The organism is Amycolatopsis xylanica (assembly GCF_900107045.1).
Taxonomy (GTDB): domain Bacteria; phylum Actinomycetota; class Actinomycetes; order Mycobacteriales; family Pseudonocardiaceae; genus Amycolatopsis; species Amycolatopsis xylanica.
In genome coordinates this window covers 48,173-67,752 of record NZ_FNON01000006.1, presented here as the reverse complement: position 1 = coordinate 67,752, position 19,580 = coordinate 48,173, and the positions used below count along the sequence as shown (strand labels likewise).

Below are 19,580 nucleotides of genomic sequence, written 5' to 3'. Positions count from 1 at the left end.
GCTCACTTCTTCGCGTACTTGATGGACGAGGCGATCAGCTCGGTGCGCGCGCCACTGGCCTCGCGGATCGCGGCCCGTCGGGCGTTGATCGGCTCGTCCTGGATCTTGGCGTGCAGCTTGAGGATCGCGTCGAGCAGCATTTCCGGGCGCGGCGGGCAGCCGGGGAGGTACATGTCGACCGGCACGATGTGGTCGACGCCCTGCACCACGGCGTAGTTGTTGAACATCCCGCCGGACGAGGCGCAGACGCCCATCGCCAGCACCCAGCGCGGCTCGGCCATCTGGTCGTAGATCTGGCGCAGGACGGGAGCCATCTTCTGGGTCACGCGACCGGCGACGATCATCAGGTCGGCCTGGCGCGGAGTCGCGCTGAAGCGCTCCATGCCGAAGCGGGCGATGTCGTAGCGCGAGCCGCCGACCGTCATCATCTCGATGGCGCAGCAGGCAAGGCCGAAGGTCGCGGGCCACAGCGAGTTCTTGCGCGCCCAGTTGACCAGCCCTTCGAGGCTGGCCAGCAGGATTCCGTTGGGGAGTTTCTCTTCCAGACCCATGGCTCTAGTTCCAATCCAGCCCGCCGCGCCGCCACACATAGGCGTACGCGAACCCGACGGTCACGATGAACAGCACGATCTCCACCAGGCCGAACATGCCGAGAGCGTCCGCGCTCACCGCGAACGGGTAGAGGAAGACCATTTCGATGTCGAACAGGATGAACAGCATCGCGGTGATGTAGTACGCGACGGGCATCCGGCCGCCACCCGCGATGGGCTGCGGCGAGGGTTCGATCCCGCATTCGTAGGCCGAGAGTTTGGCCTTGTTGTACCGGCTCGGGCCGACCAGCGGGCCCAGGAGCACCGACAGCACGGCGAAGCCGAGTGCCATCACGAAGAGGAAGACCAACGGGAGATACATCTTCAGGCCAGGCTGGGTAGGAGCCTGTGCCACCTGCTCGGTGGCGGCCAACATCAGCACGGGTTTCGCCATCCTTTCCGCGCCGCTGCGGGATCGAGTTGGGCTTGGTTGAGACAGCCCTCGGACGGCACCCTAAGGGACCTGGATCACACGTCTGAGGGTTAGGGCACCCTTACGGGCCGTGCTTGCTTGTGAAAATCTTCACAAGCGACCCGTCAAAGTTGTGAAGCGATTCACAAAGCATGGGCCGAGTGTAGGACGTGACTCACAGTCTTGTCCCTAGCCCCCGTGGTATAAGGCTTACCTAACTTCCCGGGGCTCACACGGCGCGGACCAGCGATGATCGTTTCCAGACCCGACATAACGGTCGTACTGTGATCTATCCCACCCACCATTTCGCCGCGGGCGACTCCTTATCCGAAGCGCATGAGCGCCCCTTTCACAACCTTGAACGTTGCGAAAGGGGCGTTCACATCACCTGCGCCGCTACCTAGCGACCGCCCTCGGCACGTGACAAGGGGCGCCCTTGCAACGCTCTGGGTGACAAGGGCCGCCTTGCCACCCAGCCCGCGCCCTGGGCGCCCGACAACTGCACAAAGGCCACTTTCGCAACGCTGACGGTTACAAAAGTGGCCTTTGTTTCGTTCGAGCCGAGCCTCAGCGAGGCGAGGGCGTGACCCGCGCGAGCGCGGCGATGAGACGGTCGACGCCGTCCCCGCCCTTGGCGTCGTAGCAACCGGAAAGCCCCTTGTAGACCAGGGGAAGGATGCTGTTGATCCGCAGCCCGTACTTCGTCGCGGCCCGCATCACCTTCGGCTTGCCGATCAGCTTCGCGAAGACGTTCCCGAGCCGGTAGTACCCGCCCATCAGCTCCGCGACGGCCAGTGGGTAACCCTCCAGTGCACGTTCACGCGACGGTCCCTCCCGCCGGGCGAGCGCCTGCACGACACACTCCGAAGCCAGCTGCGCCGACTCCATCGCGGCCGAGATGCCCTCACCGTTGAACGGGCTGACCATGCCGCCGGCGTCGCCGAGCAGCAGCAGGCCGTTCCGGTAGTGCGGGGTGCGGTTGAACCCCATCGGCAGACCGGCGCCGCCGACCTTGCCGATCGCGTTCTCCTCGCGGTAGCCCCATTCCTCCGGGGTCCCGTCGAGCCACTGCCGCAGCAGCGCGCGGTAGTCGGTGCTGCGGAAGGAAGCCGAGGTCGAGAGCATGCCGAGGCCGACGTTCACGGTGCCGTCACCGAGCGGGAACGCCCAGCCGTAGCCGGGAAGCAGCTTCGGGTTGCGCGGGTCGGACTTGTCCCACAGCTCGAGGTGGCCCTCGATGAACGGGTCGTCGTGGCGCGGGCTCTTGTAGTACCGGCGCACCGCGACACCCATCGGGCGCTTGTCGTTCTTCTCGATGCCGACGGACAGCGCGAGCCGCGCGGACACGCCGTCGCAGGCGAGCACCAGCGGCGCCCGGTAGCTGACCGGCGTCTTCTCGGGGCCGACCTTGGCCTCGACGCCGACGACCCGGCCGGTGTGGTCGGTGATCGCGCCGGTGACCGTGGTCTTCTCGTACAGCCGCGCGCCCGCCTTGACCGCGGTCTTCGCGAGCAGGTCGTCGAAGTCCTGGCGGGTGCGGGAAACCCCGTACGGCGGGTAGCTGGTCAGGTCCGGCCAGTCGAACTCGAGCGTCTGGTCACCGGTGAGGATCCGCAGGCCGCGGCTGTGCACCCAGCCCGCGTCCTGGCTGGTGTCGATGCCGAGGTCGATGAGCTGCTTCACGCCACGCGGGGTGAGGCCGTCGCCGCAGACCTTCTCGCGCGGGAAGCTCGTCTTTTCGAGGAGCAAGACGTCCACCCCGGCGCGCGCGAGGTACGTCGCGGCGGTCGAACCGGCCGGGCCTGCGCCGACGACGATGACTTCGGCGTCGTGGTCGGGGTTCCGCTTGCTCATGATTCGGAGTCTACGTCGGGCTTCTTCGCGCGGTGGACGGCTACGACACCGAAAGTGAGATTCATCCACTCCACATCGGACCAGCCAGCCGACTCGATGATCTCCGCGAACTGGCGCTGCGCCGGCCATTCCAGCATCGATTCGGCCAGGTAGGCGTAGGCCTCGGGGTTGCTGGAGAAGCGGCGGCCGACCCAGGTCATCGCGCGGAGCATGAACTTGCGGTATACGAACCGCAGCGGCGCGAATGTGGGCGTCGACACTTCGCAGATCACCAGGCGCCCGCCCGGCCTGACCACGCGGGCGATCTCGGCGAGCGCGGCCTTGGTGTCGACGAAGTTGCGGATCCCGAGCGTGATGGTCGCGACGTCGAAGCTCGCGTCGGCGAACGGGAGGTTCAGCGCGTCGGCGGCGACCATCGGCACCTTGCGGTGCTTGCCCGCCTTCAGCATCCCGAACGAGAAGTCCGCCGCGAGGCACCACGCGCCGTTGCGGGTGTACTCGACGGTCGAGACGCCGGTGCCCGCGGCCAGGTCGAGCACCTTCTCGCCGCGCTTGGCGTCGAGCACGCGCGCGGTGGTGTTGCGCCACCGGCGGTCGAACCCGAAGGTCATGAACGAGTTCGCCCGGTCGTAACCGGACGCGACGTCGTCGAACATGGCGGCGACTTCGTGCGGATCCTTGTCCAGACTCGCTCGTGACATAGCCGAAGCGTAGACCGGCCTGGTTGAGAGTCCGCTCGCTGTCAGGCTCCACCCCATCGAGTGATCGAACACCCGTGCGACCCGGCGTAGCTTGGAGGTGTAGGCGATGATTGAAAACACCACAGCGAACGTCTTGACGGCCATCAGCCGCGGTCTCCGGCGAACACCTTCCGGAGCCGGGCCTCCTCGTCCGGTGAGAGGCTGGTCGACACCAGCTCGGCGCCGACCGCGCGGAGCCGCCCCACTGCGGTCTCCACGACGGCGTGCGAAGACAGCACGAACAAGGCGGACGTCCCCGGGGTCACCTTCTTCCGCACCTCGTCGACGAACCGGTCATCGATGCCGGCACCGGCCAGGTGCGAGCCCGCCATCGCACCCGCTCCGGCGCCGACAGCGATGCCCAGCAGCGGCACGAAGAAGACCAGCCCGAACAGCAGGCCCCAGAAACTGCCGCCGAGTGCCAGGCTTCGGCCGGATCCATCCGCGCCGCGCACTTGCTCCGTCCGTGGGCTTTCCCGTCCTCTCGGCCATGTCACCAGTGCCGCGTCGTCCACCTGCACGAGGTGCTGGCCCATGAGCGAGTCCAGCAACTCCAGCGCGGCACGCGCGCCGCCCGCCGTGTCGAACCGCCACACCGTCAGCGTCGCCATGCCGTCTCCCCTTGTTTTCCGTGCTTGGGAAGAACTCTGGCGCGCCAGGGGACGAACCGCGTCATCCACAGCGGGTGATGCGGGCGTCCTCACCGGGAGTGAACGCTTTGGGCATGAGAGCTGAGCCCACGACAGCGCGAATGGTGCTCATCCCGCTCGCGCTGGCGCAGTTCATCTGCAGCTTCGCGGGCTCCAACATGAACGTGATGATCAACGACATCAGCGCCGATCTGCACACCTCGGTGCAGGGCGTGCAGGTCACGATCACCATTTTCCTGCTGATCATGGCCGCGTTCATGATTCCCGGCGGCACGCTGACCGAGCGGTACGGCCGCAAGCGCTGTTTCAGGACAGGCCTGGTCGTGTACGGCGCCGGTGCCGTGCTCAGCGCGGTCTCGCCGGGCCTGGGCGCGCTGATTCTCGGCAATTCGATACTCGAAGGCATCGGCACGGCCATGCTGATCCCGCCGGTCTACATCCTCGCGACCGTGCTGTTCCCCGAGGTGACCGCACGCGCCCGCGCGTTCGGGGTCATCATGGCGATGGGTGGCGTTGGCGCCGCGGCCGGGCCGCTGATCGGCGGGCTCATCACCTCGGTGTTCAGCTGGCGTGCGGCCTTCGTGTTCCAGGCACTGGTGATCGCGCTGATCATCCTGCTCAGCCGCCGGATCACCGATCCCATCCCACCGGACCGGACCCGCGCGTTCGACATCGGCGGAGTCGTACTGTCGGCTGCGGGACTGATCCTCCTCGTCACGGGAATCCTGATGGCCGACAACAGCATCGCGCTGGCACTCGGCCTGATCGTGCTCGGCGCGCTCGTCCTGCTCTGGTTCTTCCGGTCGGCCAGTGCCAAGGAGAAGGCGGGCGGCGAGCCTTTGCTGGCACCGAGTGTGTTCCGCGTTCGCCTGGCCAACCTCGGACTCGCCACGCAGAACATCCAGTGGCTGCTGCTCATGGGAACCTCGTTCACCGTGGCCGCGTACCTCCAGGTGGTGCGCGGGTACAACGCGATCGAGACCGGAGTGATCTTCACGGCGGCCACGCTGGGCCTGCTCGTGTCGTCACTCGCCGCCGAACGGCTGGCGAAACGCCGTGCTCAGAAGACCCTCATCACGGTCGGCTTCGTACTGGCCATCGCCGGCATCGGCGTGCTGCTGGCCATGGTCAGCGACACCTCGGGTCCGTGGGCCTTCACTCCCGGGCTCCTCATGATCGGGGTGGGACTGGGCGTCATGCTGACCCCGTCGGTCAACGTCGTGCAATCCAGCTTCGGCGAAGAGGAACAGGGGGAGATTTCCGGGCTCTCCCGCTGCGTCTCCAACCTCGGATCCTCACTGGGCACGGCCATCGCGGGCACGATCCTCGTCGCCGCACCCGGCCCCGGCTCCTACACCGCCGCGATGGCCACCTTGGCCGCCATCGGACTCATCGGCCTAGGCGCAGCGGTCTTCCTCCCCGCACAGCAGTGAACCTCGTGCGGAGTCTCAGCCGAGGAACGCGTATTTCGCCAGCGGCCGCACGCGGACAGGCACGATGTAGGGCGCTCTGAGCCACCGTCCTCGCTCGAACACCACGACCATGTTCTCCCCGGTGCCGCCGACCCAGGCAGGCGTACCTGGTTCATGCCGCATCCTGGTCGCTCCACGGAGCGAGGGCACGCCACGCAGCCTGGCGGTCGAACCATCCTCGTAACTCACGTAGAGATCCGGCGAGTTCCGGTTCCTGCGGACCGGGTAGTCGGGGACCACCGTCACCGAGGCCTCCCGCCAGCCGGTCTCCAGCACCGCACGGTGCCGTCGCCGCCAGGCCGCCCCGCCGGCCAGATAGAAGGGCACACAGACGAGCGCGACCAGCAGCGCCATGCCGAGGACGACCCTGGAGCCGGTGTCGTTCGCCTCGTCGAGGGTCCGGACCCGCCCGGACTCCGCCGGGTCGTAAACCACGGTGACTTGCTCGAACGGGACGTAGTCGCGGCCGGAGTCCCGCTGGATCTCAGCGCGGTGGCGCCTCCCTCCGGTGATGTACTCGACCACCATCGAAGGTGTGCCCCTGACCGGGTTGTGCGTGGTCACCACCATCCCGGGCACGCGGGTTCCGTTGGCCAGCAAGGTCTCCGCGGCCGAATTCATGGCGACGAGGCCGATGCAGCCGCCGATCACCATCCCGGCGCACACCACCGCGAGGCCATAGGCACGACGGCTGATCGTCCGCAGGCGGCGGGTCTGGCCATCAATGGCCTGCGGTTCCTCCGACGGCCGCCGTCTCGGGCGTACCGCTCTTTCCCCCAGTTTCATTAAACGAGTATAGGACCGGCAAAGCGACCTTGACCTGCAAAACCGCTGACTGGGCAGGCTGTTGGCGCACGGTCGGCAGCTCAGCCGAGCGCGGCGAGCATGCCTCGAACGGCGATGGGCCAGGCGAACTGCTCGGCCCGCGCCCGGGCCGCGGCCCGGCGCGAGTCCTCGGGACTGTCGAGCAGGCCGGTGACCGCGTCGGCGAAGGCGGGTGCGTGATCGTCGACGGCGGCGCCGCACTCCGGCCGGACGATCTCCCGCAGCGCCGACGACGCCGAGACGACCACCGGCGTCCCGGAAGCGAGTGCCTCCAATGCGGCGAGCCCGAAGGTCTCATGGGGTCCCGGAGCCAGTGAAACATCCGCGCTGGCCAGTAACCGGGCGACCTCGTTGCGGCCGGACAGGAACCCCAGGAAGGTCACGGGAAGTCCGCGGGCCCGGCGTTCCAGCGCGCGTCTTCGAGGCCCGTCGCCCGCGACCACCAACCGGACGTTGGCTCCGGCGTCGGTCAGCTCGGCGACTGTGTCCACGCTGCGTTCCACATGTTTCTCGGGCGAGAGTCGTCCACAGTGGACCAACAGGGCGTCGGCGGTGCCCGCGAGCTCGTGGCGCCACGAGCCGTCGCGTCTGGCGGGAGTGAAGGTCGCGAGGTCGACGCCGAGCGGCACGCGCTGGACGTTGGGCGCCGCGATCCGGTCGAATTCGGCTCTGGCGAAGGAAGTCGTGCAGACGACCGTGTCATAGCTGCCGGCCATCCGCCGGTTCGCGGCGTCGGCGACCCTGCGGGCCAGCTGGTGCGGCAGCAGGAACTGCTCGAGTAACCGGTCCAGCCGCTCATGGGAGATGACCACGCTGGGCACGCCGTGGTCGCGCGCCCACACGCCCATGCCGCGCAGCGTCAGCCGATCCGAAACCTCGAGGCGGTCCGGTTCGAGCCTGCGCAGGATGTTCCGCACCCGATGCGGGTCGACCGCCCGGTAGCCGCCGGTTCCCGGAATTTGCAAGGCGGGCAAGGAAAACCGCCGCACTCCGCTCGGCAGCAGCTCGTCGGCGTACCGGCGGCCTGGCACGACCAGCGTCACCTGGTGTCCACTCGCGACATACCCGGCGCCGAGGTGATGCAGGGCCGTCTTCAGCCCGCCGGACCTCGGTCCGTAGAAGTTGGCGAGCTGGACGATGTGCACCTAGGCCGCCTTGGCCGCACGCCCAGTCACCGCTTCGTAGTGGCCGACGAGTTCGTGGCACACGGCAGGCCAGGTACGGGAGAGCACGACCTTGCGTGCCCGTTCGCCGAGCCGTGCGCGCAACGCCGGATCCCGGAGGTCGTTCACCTTGTCCACCAACGCGCCCGCGAAGGCATCCCGGTCGGCGGGCAGCAGGAACCCGGTCCGCCCAGGCAGCACGAGATCCTTGGGGCCGCCCGCGGCCGGCGCCAGCACCGGCAAACCGGAGGCCATGGCCTCCTGGATCGCCTGGCAGAACGTCTCATGTGGACCGGTGTGCACGAAGACGTCCAGGCTCGCGTAAGCCTCCGAGAGCTCATCCCCATACCGGGCGCCGAGGAAGGCGGCGCCGGGAATCCGCTCCCGCAACGACTGCAGCTCCGGGCCATCGCCGACCACGACCAGCCGGACACCGTCCAGCCCGGCCAACGCGGTCAGCCGGTCGACCTCCTTCTCGGGCGCGAGCCGCCCGACGAACCCGACCAGCAGCTCCCCATTGGGCGCCAGCTCCCGGCGGAAAGCCTCCGAAGCGTGCGACGGCGAGAACTTGTCGATGTCGACACCCCGCGCCCACCGATGCACCCGCGGCACCCCGTGCGCCCTGAGCTGCTCCACCGAGTCGCTCGACGGCGCCAGCGTCCGATCGGCCCGGCTGTGCAGCCGCCGTACCCACCGCCAAGCCGCCCGCGCCGCGATCCCGAACCCGTAAGCGGCCGCGAACCCGGCGATGTCCGTCTGGTAGACCGCGATCGAAGGCACCCGCAACCGCCGCGCGGCCGCCAGCCCTCGCGCGCCCACCACGAACGGCGAGGCCAGGTGCACCACGTCTGGCCGGAACCCGGCCATCGCGGTCAGCACGGTCCGGGTCGGCACCCCGATCGGCAGCGAATGCACGCCAGGGAAGTCCAGCGCCGGGATCCGCACCACCGGCGCACCCCGATACTCGGACGGCCCCGGTCCCGGCGCGATGATCAGCACGTCGTGCGCCCGCTCCCGCAGGTGCTCGACCACACGGAGAACGGAGTTGGTCACGCCGTTCACCTGGGGCAGGAAACTTTCGGTGACTATGGCGACTCGCACGCCCTCACCCTGCCACCCGCCCCCAAACCCCCCGTAACCCCCAAACCAACGACCGCCGAACACCTCCCCCACCACCCACCCACACCCACGCACCCCGTGTCCCCCACCCACACACGCCGTGCCCCACACCCAGGCACCCCGTGTCCCACACCGCGGCACCCCATGTCCCACACCCAGGCACCCGATCTCGAACACCCAGGTACGCGTGTCGTCCATCCAGGCACGCGTGTCGTCCATCCGCGCACGCGTGCCGTCCATCCAGGTACGCGTGTCGTCCGGCTGCGCACGCCCACCCACGCGTCTTTGCCGCTCCCGCACGCGTCTTTGCCGGTCCCGCACGCGTCTTTGCCGGTCCCGTACGCGTCTTTGCCGCTCGCGTACGCGTCTTTGCCGGTCCCGAACGCGGGTCAACCGGGCGGGCCGGGTCGCCAATACCCGAGGTCGGGGTGGAAAACCACAGACAGCCCACCACTTGTCATCTCAAGGTCGTGTCCCGGAAACCAGGGCAGCCCACACTAAAGAAGCATGACCCTCTTGTCCTCCAGGCCCCCGCAGCCCGTCGAACCTGGGCTGCTGTCGAGGGCGCTCGAGGTCGCCGGACGACTGGCCAACGACGCCACCGATGTCATCACGGCGACCGCCGGGCGCGGCGCGCACCCCGACACCAAGGACTCACCGTTCGACTGGGTCACCGATACCGATCGCATTCTCGAGCGGCACACCCGGCGGGTGCTGGCCGCCGAATTCCCCGGGATTCCGGTGGTCGGTGAGGAGTTCGGGGCCGACCATGGCGCTGATATCGCCGAATACCGGTGGGTGGTCGATCCGGTCGACGGGACCGCGAACTACGTCGCCGGGGTTCCGTGGTGTGCGTACAGCCTCGCGTTGATCGATGCCTCGGGGCCGGTCGTCGGAGTCGTCGCCGATCCTTACCGGGCGCAGATCTACGCGGCGGCTCGCGGGCGCGGCGCACGGGCGAATGGGAAGCCGATCAAGCTCATGGATCGGCCGAGTCCGGCGGGCGCGATCGTGTGCACCGAACTGACGAGGACAGGGCCCTGGCCGGGGATGGGCGAGTTCATCCAGCGGGCCGCGGCCGCTCACGCGGGGGTGCGGGTGCTGGGGTCGGCCGCGCTTTCGATCGCGCAGGTGGCGCTCGGCCACGCCACCGCCGCCGTGCTGCACAGCTACAGCGAATGGGATGTCGCCGGTTCCGTCGCGCTGGCGATCGAGGCCGGGGCCGTCGTGCTGGACCGGCATGGTGAGGACACCGCGCTGCCGGCGGACGGGGTGCTGGTGGCCACGCCGAGCGTGGCCGATGAGGTGCTCAGCTGGTGGCAGGAGACGGCTGCGCTGCTCTGACCTGGCGCTTGTTCTGGCGCCGGATCCACCACAGCACCGGTGTCGCGATCAGCCAGGTGATGAGGATCGTGATGCCCAGCGGCACCAGCGTCGTGGTGAACGTGCGGCCCGCGACCCTGGTGAGTTCGGGATCACCCGCGTCGTACTCGATGCGGACGCGCGCGCCCACGGCGAGGCCGCTCGGGTAGAGCACACCGTTGGCGGGGCTGTGGACGATTCCGTCCGGTGTGTCGTAGCGGATGATCGTGCGGTCGAAGGCGACGGACTCGACTGTCGCTTCGGCCTGGCCGAGCTGGCCTTCGATGGCGTTGTCGTTGCGGATCGCGGCGAACAGCAGTGCGAGGCACATCAGGGTGAGCAGCGAAGCGACACCGACGGTGGCACGCCACCCGATGCGCCTAGCCCGCTCGCCTTTCGCAGTCACGCCGCGAGCGTACCCAGCGGGTGACACCGGCGTGCCCCGGCATGGTGCGGGCACCATGCCGGGGCAGCGCGTCTCAGTGCTGGTGGTGCTCCTCCGCCAGCAGGCGATGGGTCTCGTGGATCTGCTGGTACGACTTCGGCTCGTGCACGACGGCCCGCGCCGCGACCGCAGCCGTGGTCTGGCCGTTCGGGCCGACGGCGGGCTTGGCCGGGGTGTACAGCCAGGTCTGGAACAGGTCGTACAGCGGCTTGCCGGACACCTTCTCCGCCAGCGCGACGAACTCCGGGATCACCGCGGTCTTGCCCTTCTTCACGGTCGTCCAGGTCTGGAGGATCTTGAAGAACGAGTCGTCGCCGACGGCCTTACGCAGCGCGTGCAGCGCGAGGGCGCCACGGTCGTAGACGGCGTCGTCGAACTGCTTGTCCGCGCCCGGGTTGGCGGGCAGGACCGTCCAGAACGGGTCGTCGGCCGGGATCGAGTCGTAGGTGAACTGCGCCAGCTCGTCGGCGGTGCCCTCACCCTGCTCCTCTGACCACAGGAACTGGGCGTACGAGGCGAAGCCCTCGTTCAGCCAGATGTCGCTCCACTTGCCGAGCGCGACCGAGTCACCGAACCACTGGTGGGCGTTCTCGTGCGCGATGAGCGAGGTGTTCGCGCCCTTGGCGAAGTTGCGCGCGCCGTAGACCGGCCGGGTCTGGTTCTCGAGCGAGAAGTTGATCCCGCTGGTCACGACCCCGCCCTGGGCTTCGAACGGGTACGGCCCGAACTTGCTCGCCAGGAACTCGTTGATCTCCGGGGTGCGCTCCACGCTGGCCTTGGCCGCGTCGAGCGAGGCGCCGAGGTCGTTGCCGTAGCCGGTGATGAACGGCTTGCCGTCGGGCGTGGTCTGCAGGTTGACGTCGTACTTGCCGACCTCCAGCGAGGTCAGGTAGGTCGCCTGCGGCTGGGTGCTGCGCCAGTACCAGCGGGTCCAGCCCGCGCGGTTGCGCTCGGTGCGCACGAGCGAGCCGTTCGACAGCGCGACCACGTCGTTCGGGACCTCGACCGAGACGTCGAAGGTCGCCTTGTCGGTCGGGTGGTCGTTCGACGGGTACCACCAGGCGGCGCTCTGCGGCTCGTCGACGGCGAGCGCGCCGGTCGGGGTCTTCTTCCAGCCGTTGGCGATGCCGTCGATGACCACCTTGGACGGCGTGTCGGCGTAGGCGACGGCGACCGTGATGGGCTGCCCCTTGGCGAGCGGCTTGGCGGGCTTGACGATCAGCTCGCCGTCGGCCGTGTCATTTGTGAACTGCGCGGGCACATTGTTCACCCGGACCGATTTGACCTTGAGTCCGAAATCGAGGTTGAAACTGGACAATTCCTGCGTGGTCGTCGCGATAATCGTCGTGGTGCCGTTGAGCAGGTCCGTCGACGGCTGGTAAGTGAGCCGAATGTCGTAATGCGCGACGTCGTAGCCGCCGTTGCCGGCGCCCGGGTAGTAGGGATCGCCTACACCCGGCGCACCAGGTCCCGGCGCCGCACCGGCCGTGGATGCGAACAGGGCGACCGCGACACCTCCGGCCACCGCGCCCAATCCGGCACGAGTTCTCTTCCGCATGACCAATTCCTCCCGAAGTCTGATGAGCGCGCTGAACGTATCGGGGGATTCATGGTCGAGAAACAGCCGAAAGGTTGGTCTTGCCACGTGGGAATATGACCAAAAACTTTTGACAGTGGTTCAAGAAGCAGGATCAAGAACCGGCGACGGCCGACTTCACCGCCGCGCGCACGCGGGCGTGCAGGTCGCGGTGCCTGGTGCGGTCGACCCGCACCTCGACCACCCGCAGGCCGGGCTCTGGCCGCAGCGCGGCACGGAACTCGGTCAGCGTCTCGGCGACGATGTGCGGCACGTGATACCCGGCGCACAGCGCGCCGAGGTCCGCGCCGTGCGGCGTGCCGAACACCCGCTCGAAGCTGGCACTGTGCTCGGGCGCGCCCTGCTCGAGCAGCGAGAAGATGCCGCCGCCGTCGTCGTTGAGCACCACGATCGTCAGGTCGGGCCGCTGCTCGGCGGGTCCGGTGAGCAGGCCGTTCGTGTCGTGCAGGAACGTCAGGTCCCCGATCAGCGCGTACGAGTGGCCACGGTGGACGGTCGCGGCGCCGATCGCGGTCGACACCGTCCCGTCGATGCCGGCGACCCCGCGGTTGCGGTGCACGAGCACGTCGGGGCGCAGCCGCCCGGCGAGCGCGATATCGCGGGTCGGGTTGGACGAGCCGACCACCAGCAGCGAGTCCGGCGGCAGCGCGTCGACGAGTTCGGAAGCGAGCCGCAGCCCGCTCGGCCACGGTTCGCTCGCCAGCGCCTCGGTGACGGCGGCGTGCGCGGCGGCGTCGGCACGCTGCCAGTGCGCGAGCCACTCCGGATCGGCGGGCTTGGTCGGCTCGGCGAACCACTGCCCGACCTGGCGGACGTTGTGCGCGGGCGCGGGCCAGTCGGAGTCGGGACGGACGAGCAGCACCTCGACGTCCGGATCGGACAGCACGGCTTGGACCTGCCGGAACACGGTCGGACGGCCGAGGCAGAGCACCTGCTCAGGCTTGTGCTCGCGGATGAACTCCTCGACGCCCAGCAGCCAGGCGCCCGACGAGATCGCGGTCGCGCCCGCCAGCCCGATGCCCCCGGTCTCCGAGACCACCGGCCAGCCGTGCTGCTCGGCCCATTCACTGGCCGCCTGCACCCCGGTGTCGCACGCGATGACCAGCCCACAGCGGGCGGACGGGACCACGAACGACGGCAGCGCGCCGAAGTCGGGCAGCTCGGTCCATCTGGCGCCGCCGGGGCGGCCTTCGAGTGATTCGTACCACTCCAGCGCGACAGCGCCATCCGAGTCGAAGTCCGGGACCAGCGGCTCGCGGAACGGGATGTTCAGGTGAACGGGCCCGCTGCGCCACTCGCCATAAGCGGCGTTCCACGCCCGGCAGATCTGGCTGCGCCAGTACGAGTTCTGCCCGGCGCGGCGCTCGGCGACGGCGAGCTCGTCGAAGTACCGGATCGCGTCGCCGTAGAGACGCGCCTGGTTGATGACCTGGCTGGCGCCTGCGGAGCGCAGCTCGGGCGGGCGATCGGCGGTCAGCACGATCAGTGGCACACCGGCGCGGTCGGCTTCGAGCACGGCCGGGTGAAAGTTGGCGGCGGCGGTGCCGGAGGTGCACAGCAGCGCGACGGGACGGCCGGTCCTGGCCGCGATGCCGAGTGCGAGGAACCCGGCGCTGCGCTCGTCGATCCGCACGTGGACCTGCACCCGGCCGGACGCGGCCGCGTCGTAGAGCGCGATCGAGAGCGGCGCGTTACGGGATCCCGGGCAAAGCACCACGTGGGACACCGTGTTGCGTACCAGTTCATCGACGATGACCCTGGCCTGCGCGGTGGAAGGATTCACCGGCAGTCTCCTGGTGTCTCGTCAGTACTCATGGCCACCTATTCTCCCAAACGTGGATGACGCCCAGGTTTCCGAGCTGTTCGACCCGGCCTTGTGGACCCCGATCGAGGGTTTCGACTTCACCGACATCACGTATCACCGCTCCTCTGAGGTTCGCTCAGGCAAGCGGGTCGTGCGCGTCGCGTTCGACCGTCCGGAGGTCCGCAACGCCTTCCGTCCGCACACCGTGGACGAGCTGTACCGCGCGCTCGACCACGCGCGGATGAGCTCGGACGTCGGGTGTGTCCTGCTCACCGGCAACGGCCCCTCCGCCAAGGACGGCGGCTGGGCGTTCTGCTCCGGTGGTGACCAGCGTATTCGCGGAAGGTCCGGCTATCAGTACGCGGACGGCGAGACCTCCGACACGGTGGACCCCGCGCGGGCGGGCAGGCTGCACATCCTCGAGGTCCAGCGCCTCATCCGCTTCATGCCGAAAGTGGTGATAGCGGTGGTGCCGGGCTGGGCCGCGGGCGGCGGCCACTCGCTCCACGTGGTGTGCGACCTCACGCTCGCCTCCGAGGAGCACGCGCGCTTCAAGCAGACCGACGCGGACGTCGGCTCGTTCGACGGCGGCTACGGCTCGGCGTACCTCGCCCGCCAGGTCGGCCAGAAGTTCGCCCGCGAGATCTTCTTCCTCGGCCGCTCCTACACCGCGGCCCAGATGGAGGCCATGGGCGCCGTCAACGCCACGATCCCCCACGCCGAGCTGGAGGCCACCGCCCTCGAATGGGCCTGGGAGATCAACGGCAAGTCCCCGACCGCGAACCGCATGCTCAAGTACGCCTTCAACCTGATCGACGACGGCCTCGTCGGCCAGCAGCTCTTCGCTGGCGAGACCACCCGCCTCGCCTACATGACCGACGAAGCCGTCGAAGGCCGCGACTCCTTCCTGCAGAAGCGCGACCCCGACTGGTCCAGCTACCCGTACTACTACTGAGCCCGCCGTGACCCCCAAGATCCGCGAAGTCTGGCTGGACGGCAGTCCTGAGGGCGTCTGTGAGCTCACGGACGCCCTCAGGCACGCGCTGGCGGGCGGTCAGCCGGTTCTGCCGCTCAACGCCAAGGACCCGGGCGCCAAGGCGCTGCGCGACGCGATGGCGCCCGACCAGCCGGTCGAGCCGGACACGGCCGTGATCATCGCCACCTCCGGCTCGACGGGCGCGCCCAAAGGCGTCCTGCTCTCGGCCGAGGCACTGCTGGCCTCCGCCAACGCGACCTACGAGGCGATCGGCCCGCACGGACCGTGGCTGCTGGCGACCCCGCCGCACTACATCGGCGGCCTCCAGGTCATCACCCGGTCCATCGTCGCGGGCCTCGAGCCGATCCTGCACGACGGCGACTTCGCGTCAGGGGCCGAGAAGATGGACGGCGACGCGTTCTACACCGCGCTCGTGCCCACCCAGCTCGTCGACGTGCTCGACAAGGGCGGTCCGGCGCTGGAAGCGCTCAAGACCTTCGAAAAGATCATCATCGGCGGCGCTCCCCTGCATCCCGAGGTGCGCGAGCGGGCAACACGTGCCGGGTTGGGCGTCGTCGGCGCCTACGGCATGAGCGAGACCGCGAGCGGATGCTTCTACGACGGCCGCCCACTCCACTGCGTCGGCTTCGAGTTCGGCGACAACCAGCGCATCCGCATCTCCGGCGACACCCTCGCGCACGGCTACCGCCTCCAGCCTGAGCTGACCGCCGAGTGCTTCGCTGACGGCTGGTTCGAGACCTCCGACCGGGGCCGGATCGACGAGGACGGCAGGCTCGAAGTGCTCGGGCGGGTCGACGACATGATCAACACCGGCGGCGTCAAGGTGCCCGCCACGGCCGTCGAACGGGTCCTGATCAGCCAGTTCGGCGTCAAAGACGCCTGCGTGGTCGGCGTCCCGCACCATCGATGGGGCGAGACTGTGGTCGCGGTCATCGTCGCCGACGGCGAGCCGTCGATCGAATGGCTGCGCGCCGCCGTGCGCAAGGCGGCCGGTCCGGCGGCCGTGCCCAAGCGGTTCGAGTTCGTCGACGAGCTGCCACTGCGCGGACCGGGCAAGATCGACAGGGCCGCCGTGCTCAGATCACTACTATCGTCGGGAAAATGACGGCATTTGGTTGACAATTAACCAAGATCGGACTCCACTCGGGTGATGCGCACTCGAATCATCGCCGCCGTAGCCGCGCTCAGCTTCCTGATCACCGTCCCGCCCGCGCTGCCGAACAGCGGCACGCTCACCTGGTCCGTGAACTCGGAGACCACCGCCTAGCCTTCTCGCTGATCTTGCAAGAATGTCGCCATGGCGACAGTGAGTGAGTGGATCGAAGGGGCGCGCCCGCGGACGTTGCCGAACGCCGTGGCCCCCGTGGTCGCCGGGGTCGGCGCCGCCGCGGCGCTGGACGCGTTCTCCTGGTGGCGCTCGCTGCTCGCGTTGTTCGTCGCGCTCGCGCTGATCATCGGCGTCAACTACGCCAACGACTACTCCGACGGCGTCCGCGGCACCGACGACAACCGCGTCGGGCCGCTGCGCCTGGTCGGCTCCGGCAAGGCCAAGCCGAAGGCGGTGCTGGCCGCCGCGCTCGGCTCGCTCGCGCTCTCCGGCGTGCTCGGCCTGCTCACGGTGGTGCTGACCGGCCGCTGGCTCCTGCTCGTCATCGGCGGCGCCAGCATCCTCGGCGCCTGGTTCTACACCGGCGGAAAGAAGCCGTACGGCTACTACGGCTTCGGCGAGATCGCCGTGTTCGTCTTCTTCGGGCTGGCGGGCGTGCTCGGCACGGTCTACGTCCAGGCCGGGCGGCTCAGCTGGGCCGCGCTCGCCTGCGCGGTCGCGGTCGGCAGCTTCTCGACCGGCGTGCTGGTGGCCAACAACCTGCGCGACATCCCCACCGACATCGAAGCGGGCAAGCGGACGCTGGCCACCCGTCTCGGCGACCAGGGCACCCGCCGCCTTTACCTGGCGCTGGTGGCCGTCCCCTACGTGATGACCATCGCGCTGTGGTTCTCGTACCCGGTCACGCTGCTCGCGCTGCTCAGCGCGCCGCTGCTGATCAAGTCCGTCCAGGCGATCCGCTCGGACGCGCAGGGCCGCGCGCTGATTCCGGCGCTGCGGGACACCGGGTTCGCCATGCTCGCTTGGGCGATCCTCACGAGCGTCGGCCTATTCGTCGGCTGAGAACGTCCCGCTCGTCAGGAACTTCTCGAACTTCGCCTGGTAGGGCGCGATGTCGAGGTTCTGCTCGGTCAGCCACTCGTCGTTGTAGTACGTGTTGGCGTACCGCTCGCCGCCGTCGCACAGCAGCGTCACCACACTGCCCGCCTGGCCCTCGTCGAGCATGCGCGAGATGAGCTGGAAGGCCCCGTACAGGTTGGTGCCCGTCGACCCGCCCGCCCAGTGCCCGGTGCGCTGGCGCAGCAGCCTGATGGCCGCCAGCGAACCGGCGTCGGGCACCTGGATCATCTCGTCGATCACGGTCGGGATGAACGACGGTTCGCAGCGCGGCCGTCCGATGCCCTCGATCCGCGACGGCATCCCGGTGGCGTAGTCGAGCGCGCCGGTCTCCCACGCGCCGTAGAACGACGAGTTCTCCGGGTCGACCACGGCGATCTTCGTGGTGTGCCTGCGGTAGCGGACGTACCGGCCGAACGTCGCGCTGGTGCCGCCGGTGCCGGCGCCGACGACGATCCACGACGGGATCGGGTGCCGCTCGGACACCATCTGCGCGTAGACCGACTCGGCGATGTTGTTGTTGCCGCGCCAGTCCGTCGCGCGCTCGGCGTAGGTGAACTGGTCGAGGTAATGCCCGTTGCACTCGGACGCGAGGCGCTCGGCCTCGGTGTACATCGCGGCCGGGGTGTCGACGAAGTGACACTCCCCGCCGTAGAACTCGATGAGCGCGACCTTCTCGGGACTGGTCTTGCGCGGCACCACGGTGACGAACCTCAGCCCGAGCATCCGCGCGAAGTAGGCCTCGGACACCGCCGTCGAGCCGCTGGAGGCCTCGATGAGCACGGTCTCCGGCCCGATCATCCCGTTGACCAGGCCGTAGAGCAGCAACGAGCGGGCCAGCCGGTGCTTGAGCGAGCCGGTCGGGTGGACGGACTCGTCCTTCAGGTACAGGTCGATGCCCCAGTCCGGCGGCAGCGGGAAGACGTGCAGGTGCGTGTCGGCGCTGCGGTTGGCGTCGGCCTCGATGATCCGGACGGCCTCACGGACCCAGCTGCGGCGGTTGAGCCTCACGACTCACCTCGCAGCTGCGCGCGTAGCTTCGCGCGCTCGGCGGCGCGCTTCTCGTTGCGCTTGGCCAGCCCGGCGGTCACCCGCGCGTTGAGCGGCCGGAGCAGCAGTATCCCCAGCGGCAGCCCGGCGACGATCCCGACCACCAGCGCGACCAGCACCGGCACATTCGCCAGTGCCAGCGGCGCGGCGATGACGGCGACCAGCGCGAAGCGGGCGGCTATGTACAGAGTCAGGTCGCGGTACAGGTGATCTGTGCTCACGAACCAGCAGGTTACGCGCCGCTGTTGACGCTCGGGCTGTCGAGGCTGGCGTTGTTCGCCCTGCCCTCGAAGCGGGTGGACAGCACGACCGTCGTGCGCGTGCGTGCGACACCGGCGATCCGGCGCAGCCTGCTGAGCGCGCGCTCCAGATCGTCCACGGTCGACACCCGCACCTTGACCACGAAGGCCTCGTCGCCCGCGACGGCGTAGCAGCTTTCGACCTCGTCGAGCTGGCTGAGCGCCTCGGCGACGTCGTCGTCCTCGGCCGTGTCGGTCGGCTGGATGCCGACCAGCGCGGTCACGCCGAGCCCGACGGCGCTGGGGTTCACGACCGCGTGATACCCGGTGATGACGCCCGCGGCCTCGAGCTTCCCGACCCGCTCGTGCACCGACGACGCGGACAGTCCCACGGATCTGCCGAGGTCGGCATAAGTCGCTCGTCCGTTGACCCGCAGCGCCGCGATGATCTTCCGATCCAGGGAATCCACCGACCCACCCTATGGGCCGTGTCAAAGCTCACGACATGACCGATTTATCCTTTAAGGGCTCTTTACTCTTGGACAACCGTTCGAGTACCTGACGGGTGAGATGCAACGATTGCCGTGTTAGCACCCCGGCGAAGGCAGGCGAGCGCCTGTTCTGCCCCCGGTATAGCAGCGAAGTCGTTAAGGAGGCGGAAAATGACCGCGACCATGGGAGGACGACTCCTCACGCCGGGCGAAGTCGCCGCGTTGTTCCGAGTCGACCCGAAGACCGTGACCCGGTGGGCGACCGCCGGTCGTATCGGCTCCATCCGGACCCCTGGGGGCCACCGGAGGTTCCGCGAGTCCGAGGTCAACGAGCTCCTTGCCGAGCTCACCACCGACGCGAGCGAGCCCACCCGCAAGATCTGAGCCGCGCTGTTCGGCTCTTGAGTGAGTGCATACCCAGACGGTTCCTGGCGGTGCCGCGGGATTGCCCTAGTACCGGGTTTGTACTTGGGCAATCCCGCGGTGCCGCCAGGGGCCGTCTGGGCGGCCACGCTCGCGGCCCTTTGTGGCTTTCCTGGGTTACCC

At 68.8% G+C, this 19,580-nt stretch carries 20 protein-coding genes; 6 read left to right on the top strand and 14 right to left on the bottom strand.

Features of this window, described 5'->3' with window-relative positions; all coding sequences use genetic code 11:
- Nucleotides 1-2: 2 nt before the first annotated feature.
- The 5 genes from BLV57_RS26955 to BLV57_RS26935 form a co-directional block, all read right to left on the bottom strand.
- Complete coding sequence (locus BLV57_RS26955; RefSeq protein ID WP_091293389.1) at nucleotides 3-551, bottom strand: NuoB/complex I 20 kDa subunit family protein; 549 nt, start codon at nucleotides 549-551, stop codon at nucleotides 3-5.
- A gap of 4 nt (nucleotides 552-555) precedes the next feature.
- Nucleotides 556-966, bottom strand: coding sequence for an NADH-quinone oxidoreductase subunit A (locus tag BLV57_RS26950; protein WP_091294198.1), 411 nt, complete (start codon nucleotides 964-966; stop codon nucleotides 556-558).
- A gap of 603 nt (nucleotides 967-1,569) precedes the next feature.
- A complete protein-coding gene (locus BLV57_RS26945) occupies nucleotides 1,570-2,856 on the bottom strand; it encodes a geranylgeranyl reductase family protein (protein ID WP_091293386.1) in 1,287 nt (428 codons plus the stop codon).
- Nucleotides 2,853-3,557: a demethylmenaquinone methyltransferase gene (locus tag BLV57_RS26940; protein WP_091294196.1), complete on the bottom strand. Its 705-nt coding sequence runs from the start codon at nucleotides 3,555-3,557 to the stop codon at nucleotides 2,853-2,855. The genes BLV57_RS26945 and BLV57_RS26940 overlap by 4 nt, the downstream gene beginning before the upstream one ends.
- Before the next feature lie 143 nt (nucleotides 3,558-3,700).
- The gene (locus BLV57_RS26935) at nucleotides 3,701-4,207 is read right to left on the bottom strand and encodes a DUF1269 domain-containing protein (RefSeq protein WP_091293384.1); all 507 of its coding nucleotides are present in this window, start codon (nucleotides 4,205-4,207) and stop codon (nucleotides 3,701-3,703) included.
- Between the two features lie 113 nt (nucleotides 4,208-4,320).
- Here BLV57_RS26935 and BLV57_RS26930 point away from each other — a divergent pair, with 113 nt between their 5' ends.
- Complete coding sequence (locus BLV57_RS26930; protein ID WP_091293382.1) at nucleotides 4,321-5,679, top strand: MFS transporter; 1,359 nt, start codon at nucleotides 4,321-4,323, stop codon at nucleotides 5,677-5,679.
- A gap of 15 nt (nucleotides 5,680-5,694) precedes the next feature.
- Here BLV57_RS26930 and BLV57_RS26925 read toward each other — a convergent pair whose 3' ends face one another.
- The 3 genes from BLV57_RS26925 to BLV57_RS26915 form a co-directional block, all read right to left on the bottom strand.
- Nucleotides 5,695-6,504 carry a DUF3592 domain-containing protein gene (locus BLV57_RS26925; RefSeq protein ID WP_143047157.1) on the bottom strand — a complete coding sequence of 270 codons (810 nt, stop codon included), beginning with the start codon at nucleotides 6,502-6,504 and terminating at the stop codon, nucleotides 5,695-5,697.
- Nucleotides 6,505-6,584: 80 nt separating this feature from the next.
- The gene (locus BLV57_RS26920) at nucleotides 6,585-7,688 is read right to left on the bottom strand and encodes a glycosyltransferase family 4 protein (protein ID WP_091293379.1); all 1,104 of its coding nucleotides are present in this window, start codon (nucleotides 7,686-7,688) and stop codon (nucleotides 6,585-6,587) included.
- Nucleotides 7,689-8,807, bottom strand: coding sequence for a glycosyltransferase family 4 protein (locus BLV57_RS26915; protein WP_176968838.1), 1,119 nt, complete (start codon nucleotides 8,805-8,807; stop codon nucleotides 7,689-7,691).
- 525 nt (nucleotides 8,808-9,332) lie between these two features.
- Here BLV57_RS26915 and BLV57_RS26910 point away from each other — a divergent pair.
- Entirely contained in the window at nucleotides 9,333-10,169 is an 837-nt protein-coding gene (locus BLV57_RS26910; RefSeq protein WP_091293375.1) for an inositol monophosphatase family protein, read from the top strand.
- On the opposite strand, the gene BLV57_RS26905 is transcribed toward BLV57_RS26910, so the two are convergent.
- From BLV57_RS26905 to menD, 3 genes are all read right to left on the bottom strand, one after another.
- A complete protein-coding gene (locus BLV57_RS26905) occupies nucleotides 10,135-10,593 on the bottom strand; it encodes a DUF3592 domain-containing protein (RefSeq protein ID WP_091293373.1) in 459 nt (152 codons plus the stop codon). The two genes, BLV57_RS26910 and BLV57_RS26905, sit on opposite strands and share 35 nt — an antisense overlap.
- Before the next feature lie 73 nt (nucleotides 10,594-10,666).
- Nucleotides 10,667-12,190: a M1 family metallopeptidase gene (locus BLV57_RS26900; RefSeq protein WP_091293372.1), complete on the bottom strand. Its 1,524-nt coding sequence runs from the start codon at nucleotides 12,188-12,190 to the stop codon at nucleotides 10,667-10,669.
- A gap of 133 nt (nucleotides 12,191-12,323) precedes the next feature.
- Nucleotides 12,324-14,012, bottom strand: a complete 1,689-nt coding sequence (menD, locus tag BLV57_RS26895; protein WP_176968837.1) for a 2-succinyl-5-enolpyruvyl-6-hydroxy-3-cyclohexene-1-carboxylic-acid synthase — start codon at nucleotides 14,010-14,012, stop codon at nucleotides 12,324-12,326.
- A 52-nt stretch (nucleotides 14,013-14,064) separates the two neighbouring features.
- Between menD and BLV57_RS26890 the strand changes: the two genes are divergently transcribed.
- From BLV57_RS26890 to BLV57_RS26880, 3 genes are all read left to right on the top strand, one after another.
- A complete protein-coding gene (locus BLV57_RS26890; RefSeq protein ID WP_091293369.1) occupies nucleotides 14,065-14,988 on the top strand; it encodes a 1,4-dihydroxy-2-naphthoyl-CoA synthase in 924 nt (307 codons plus the stop codon).
- 19 nt (nucleotides 14,989-15,007) lie between these two features.
- A complete protein-coding gene (gene menE / locus BLV57_RS26885) occupies nucleotides 15,008-16,135 on the top strand; it encodes an o-succinylbenzoate--CoA ligase (protein WP_091294194.1) in 1,128 nt (375 codons plus the stop codon).
- A 192-nt stretch (nucleotides 16,136-16,327) separates the two neighbouring features.
- Entirely contained in the window at nucleotides 16,328-17,200 is an 873-nt protein-coding gene (locus tag BLV57_RS26880; protein WP_091293367.1) for a 1,4-dihydroxy-2-naphthoate polyprenyltransferase, read from the top strand.
- Here the strand turns inward: BLV57_RS26880 and cds1 are convergent.
- The 3 genes from cds1 to BLV57_RS26865 are packed head-to-tail and all read right to left on the bottom strand — an operon-like array spanning nucleotide 17,186 to nucleotide 19,013.
- Entirely contained in the window at nucleotides 17,186-18,265 is a 1,080-nt protein-coding gene (gene cds1, locus BLV57_RS26875) for an L-cysteine desulfhydrase Cds1 (protein ID WP_091293365.1), read from the bottom strand. The genes BLV57_RS26880 and cds1 overlap by 15 nt on opposite strands.
- On the bottom strand, nucleotides 18,262-18,525 hold the full coding sequence (locus tag BLV57_RS26870; protein WP_091293363.1) for a DUF4229 domain-containing protein: 264 nt from the start codon (nucleotides 18,523-18,525) through the stop codon (nucleotides 18,262-18,264). The genes cds1 and BLV57_RS26870 overlap by 4 nt, the downstream gene beginning before the upstream one ends.
- An 11-nt stretch (nucleotides 18,526-18,536) precedes the next feature.
- On the bottom strand, nucleotides 18,537-19,013 hold the full coding sequence (locus tag BLV57_RS26865) for an Lrp/AsnC family transcriptional regulator (protein ID WP_176968836.1): 477 nt from the start codon (nucleotides 19,011-19,013) through the stop codon (nucleotides 18,537-18,539).
- Between the two features lie 192 nt (nucleotides 19,014-19,205).
- On the opposite strand from BLV57_RS26865, the gene BLV57_RS26860 reads away from it, so the two are divergent.
- Nucleotides 19,206-19,418 (top strand): BldC family transcriptional regulator, encoded by a 213-nt coding sequence (locus BLV57_RS26860; RefSeq protein WP_037366226.1) that lies wholly within the window; start codon nucleotides 19,206-19,208, stop codon nucleotides 19,416-19,418.
- The last annotated feature ends 162 nt before the right edge of the window (nucleotides 19,419-19,580 follow it).

What these genes read in the sequence shown, in the direction of transcription:
- BLV57_RS26955 (WP_091293389.1), bottom strand. Translation starts at nt 551, where the DNA reads ATGGGTCTGGAAGAGAAACTCCCCAACGGAATCCTGCTGGCCAGCCTC.
- BLV57_RS26950 (WP_091294198.1), bottom strand. Translation starts at nt 966, where the DNA reads ATGTTGGCCGCCACCGAGCAGGTGGCACAGGCTCCTACCCAGCCTGGC.
- BLV57_RS26945 (WP_091293386.1), bottom strand. Translation starts at nt 2,856, where the DNA reads ATGAGCAAGCGGAACCCCGACCACGACGCCGAAGTCATCGTCGTCGGC.
- BLV57_RS26940 (WP_091294196.1), bottom strand. Translation starts at nt 3,557, where the DNA reads ATGTCACGAGCGAGTCTGGACAAGGATCCGCACGAAGTCGCCGCCATG.
- BLV57_RS26935 (WP_091293384.1), bottom strand. Translation starts at nt 4,207, where the DNA reads ATGGCGACGCTGACGGTGTGGCGGTTCGACACGGCGGGCGGCGCGCGT.
- BLV57_RS26930 (WP_091293382.1), top strand. Translation starts at nt 4,321, where the DNA reads ATGAGAGCTGAGCCCACGACAGCGCGAATGGTGCTCATCCCGCTCGCG.
- BLV57_RS26925 (WP_143047157.1), bottom strand. Translation starts at nt 6,504, where the DNA reads ATGAAACTGGGGGAAAGAGCGGTACGCCCGAGACGGCGGCCGTCGGAG.
- BLV57_RS26910 (WP_091293375.1), top strand. Translation starts at nt 9,333, where the DNA reads ATGACCCTCTTGTCCTCCAGGCCCCCGCAGCCCGTCGAACCTGGGCTG.
- BLV57_RS26900 (WP_091293372.1), bottom strand. Translation starts at nt 12,190, where the DNA reads ATGCGGAAGAGAACTCGTGCCGGATTGGGCGCGGTGGCCGGAGGTGTC.
- BLV57_RS26880 (WP_091293367.1), top strand. Translation starts at nt 16,328, where the DNA reads ATGGCGACAGTGAGTGAGTGGATCGAAGGGGCGCGCCCGCGGACGTTG.
- BLV57_RS26860 (WP_037366226.1), top strand. Translation starts at nt 19,206, where the DNA reads ATGACCGCGACCATGGGAGGACGACTCCTCACGCCGGGCGAAGTCGCC.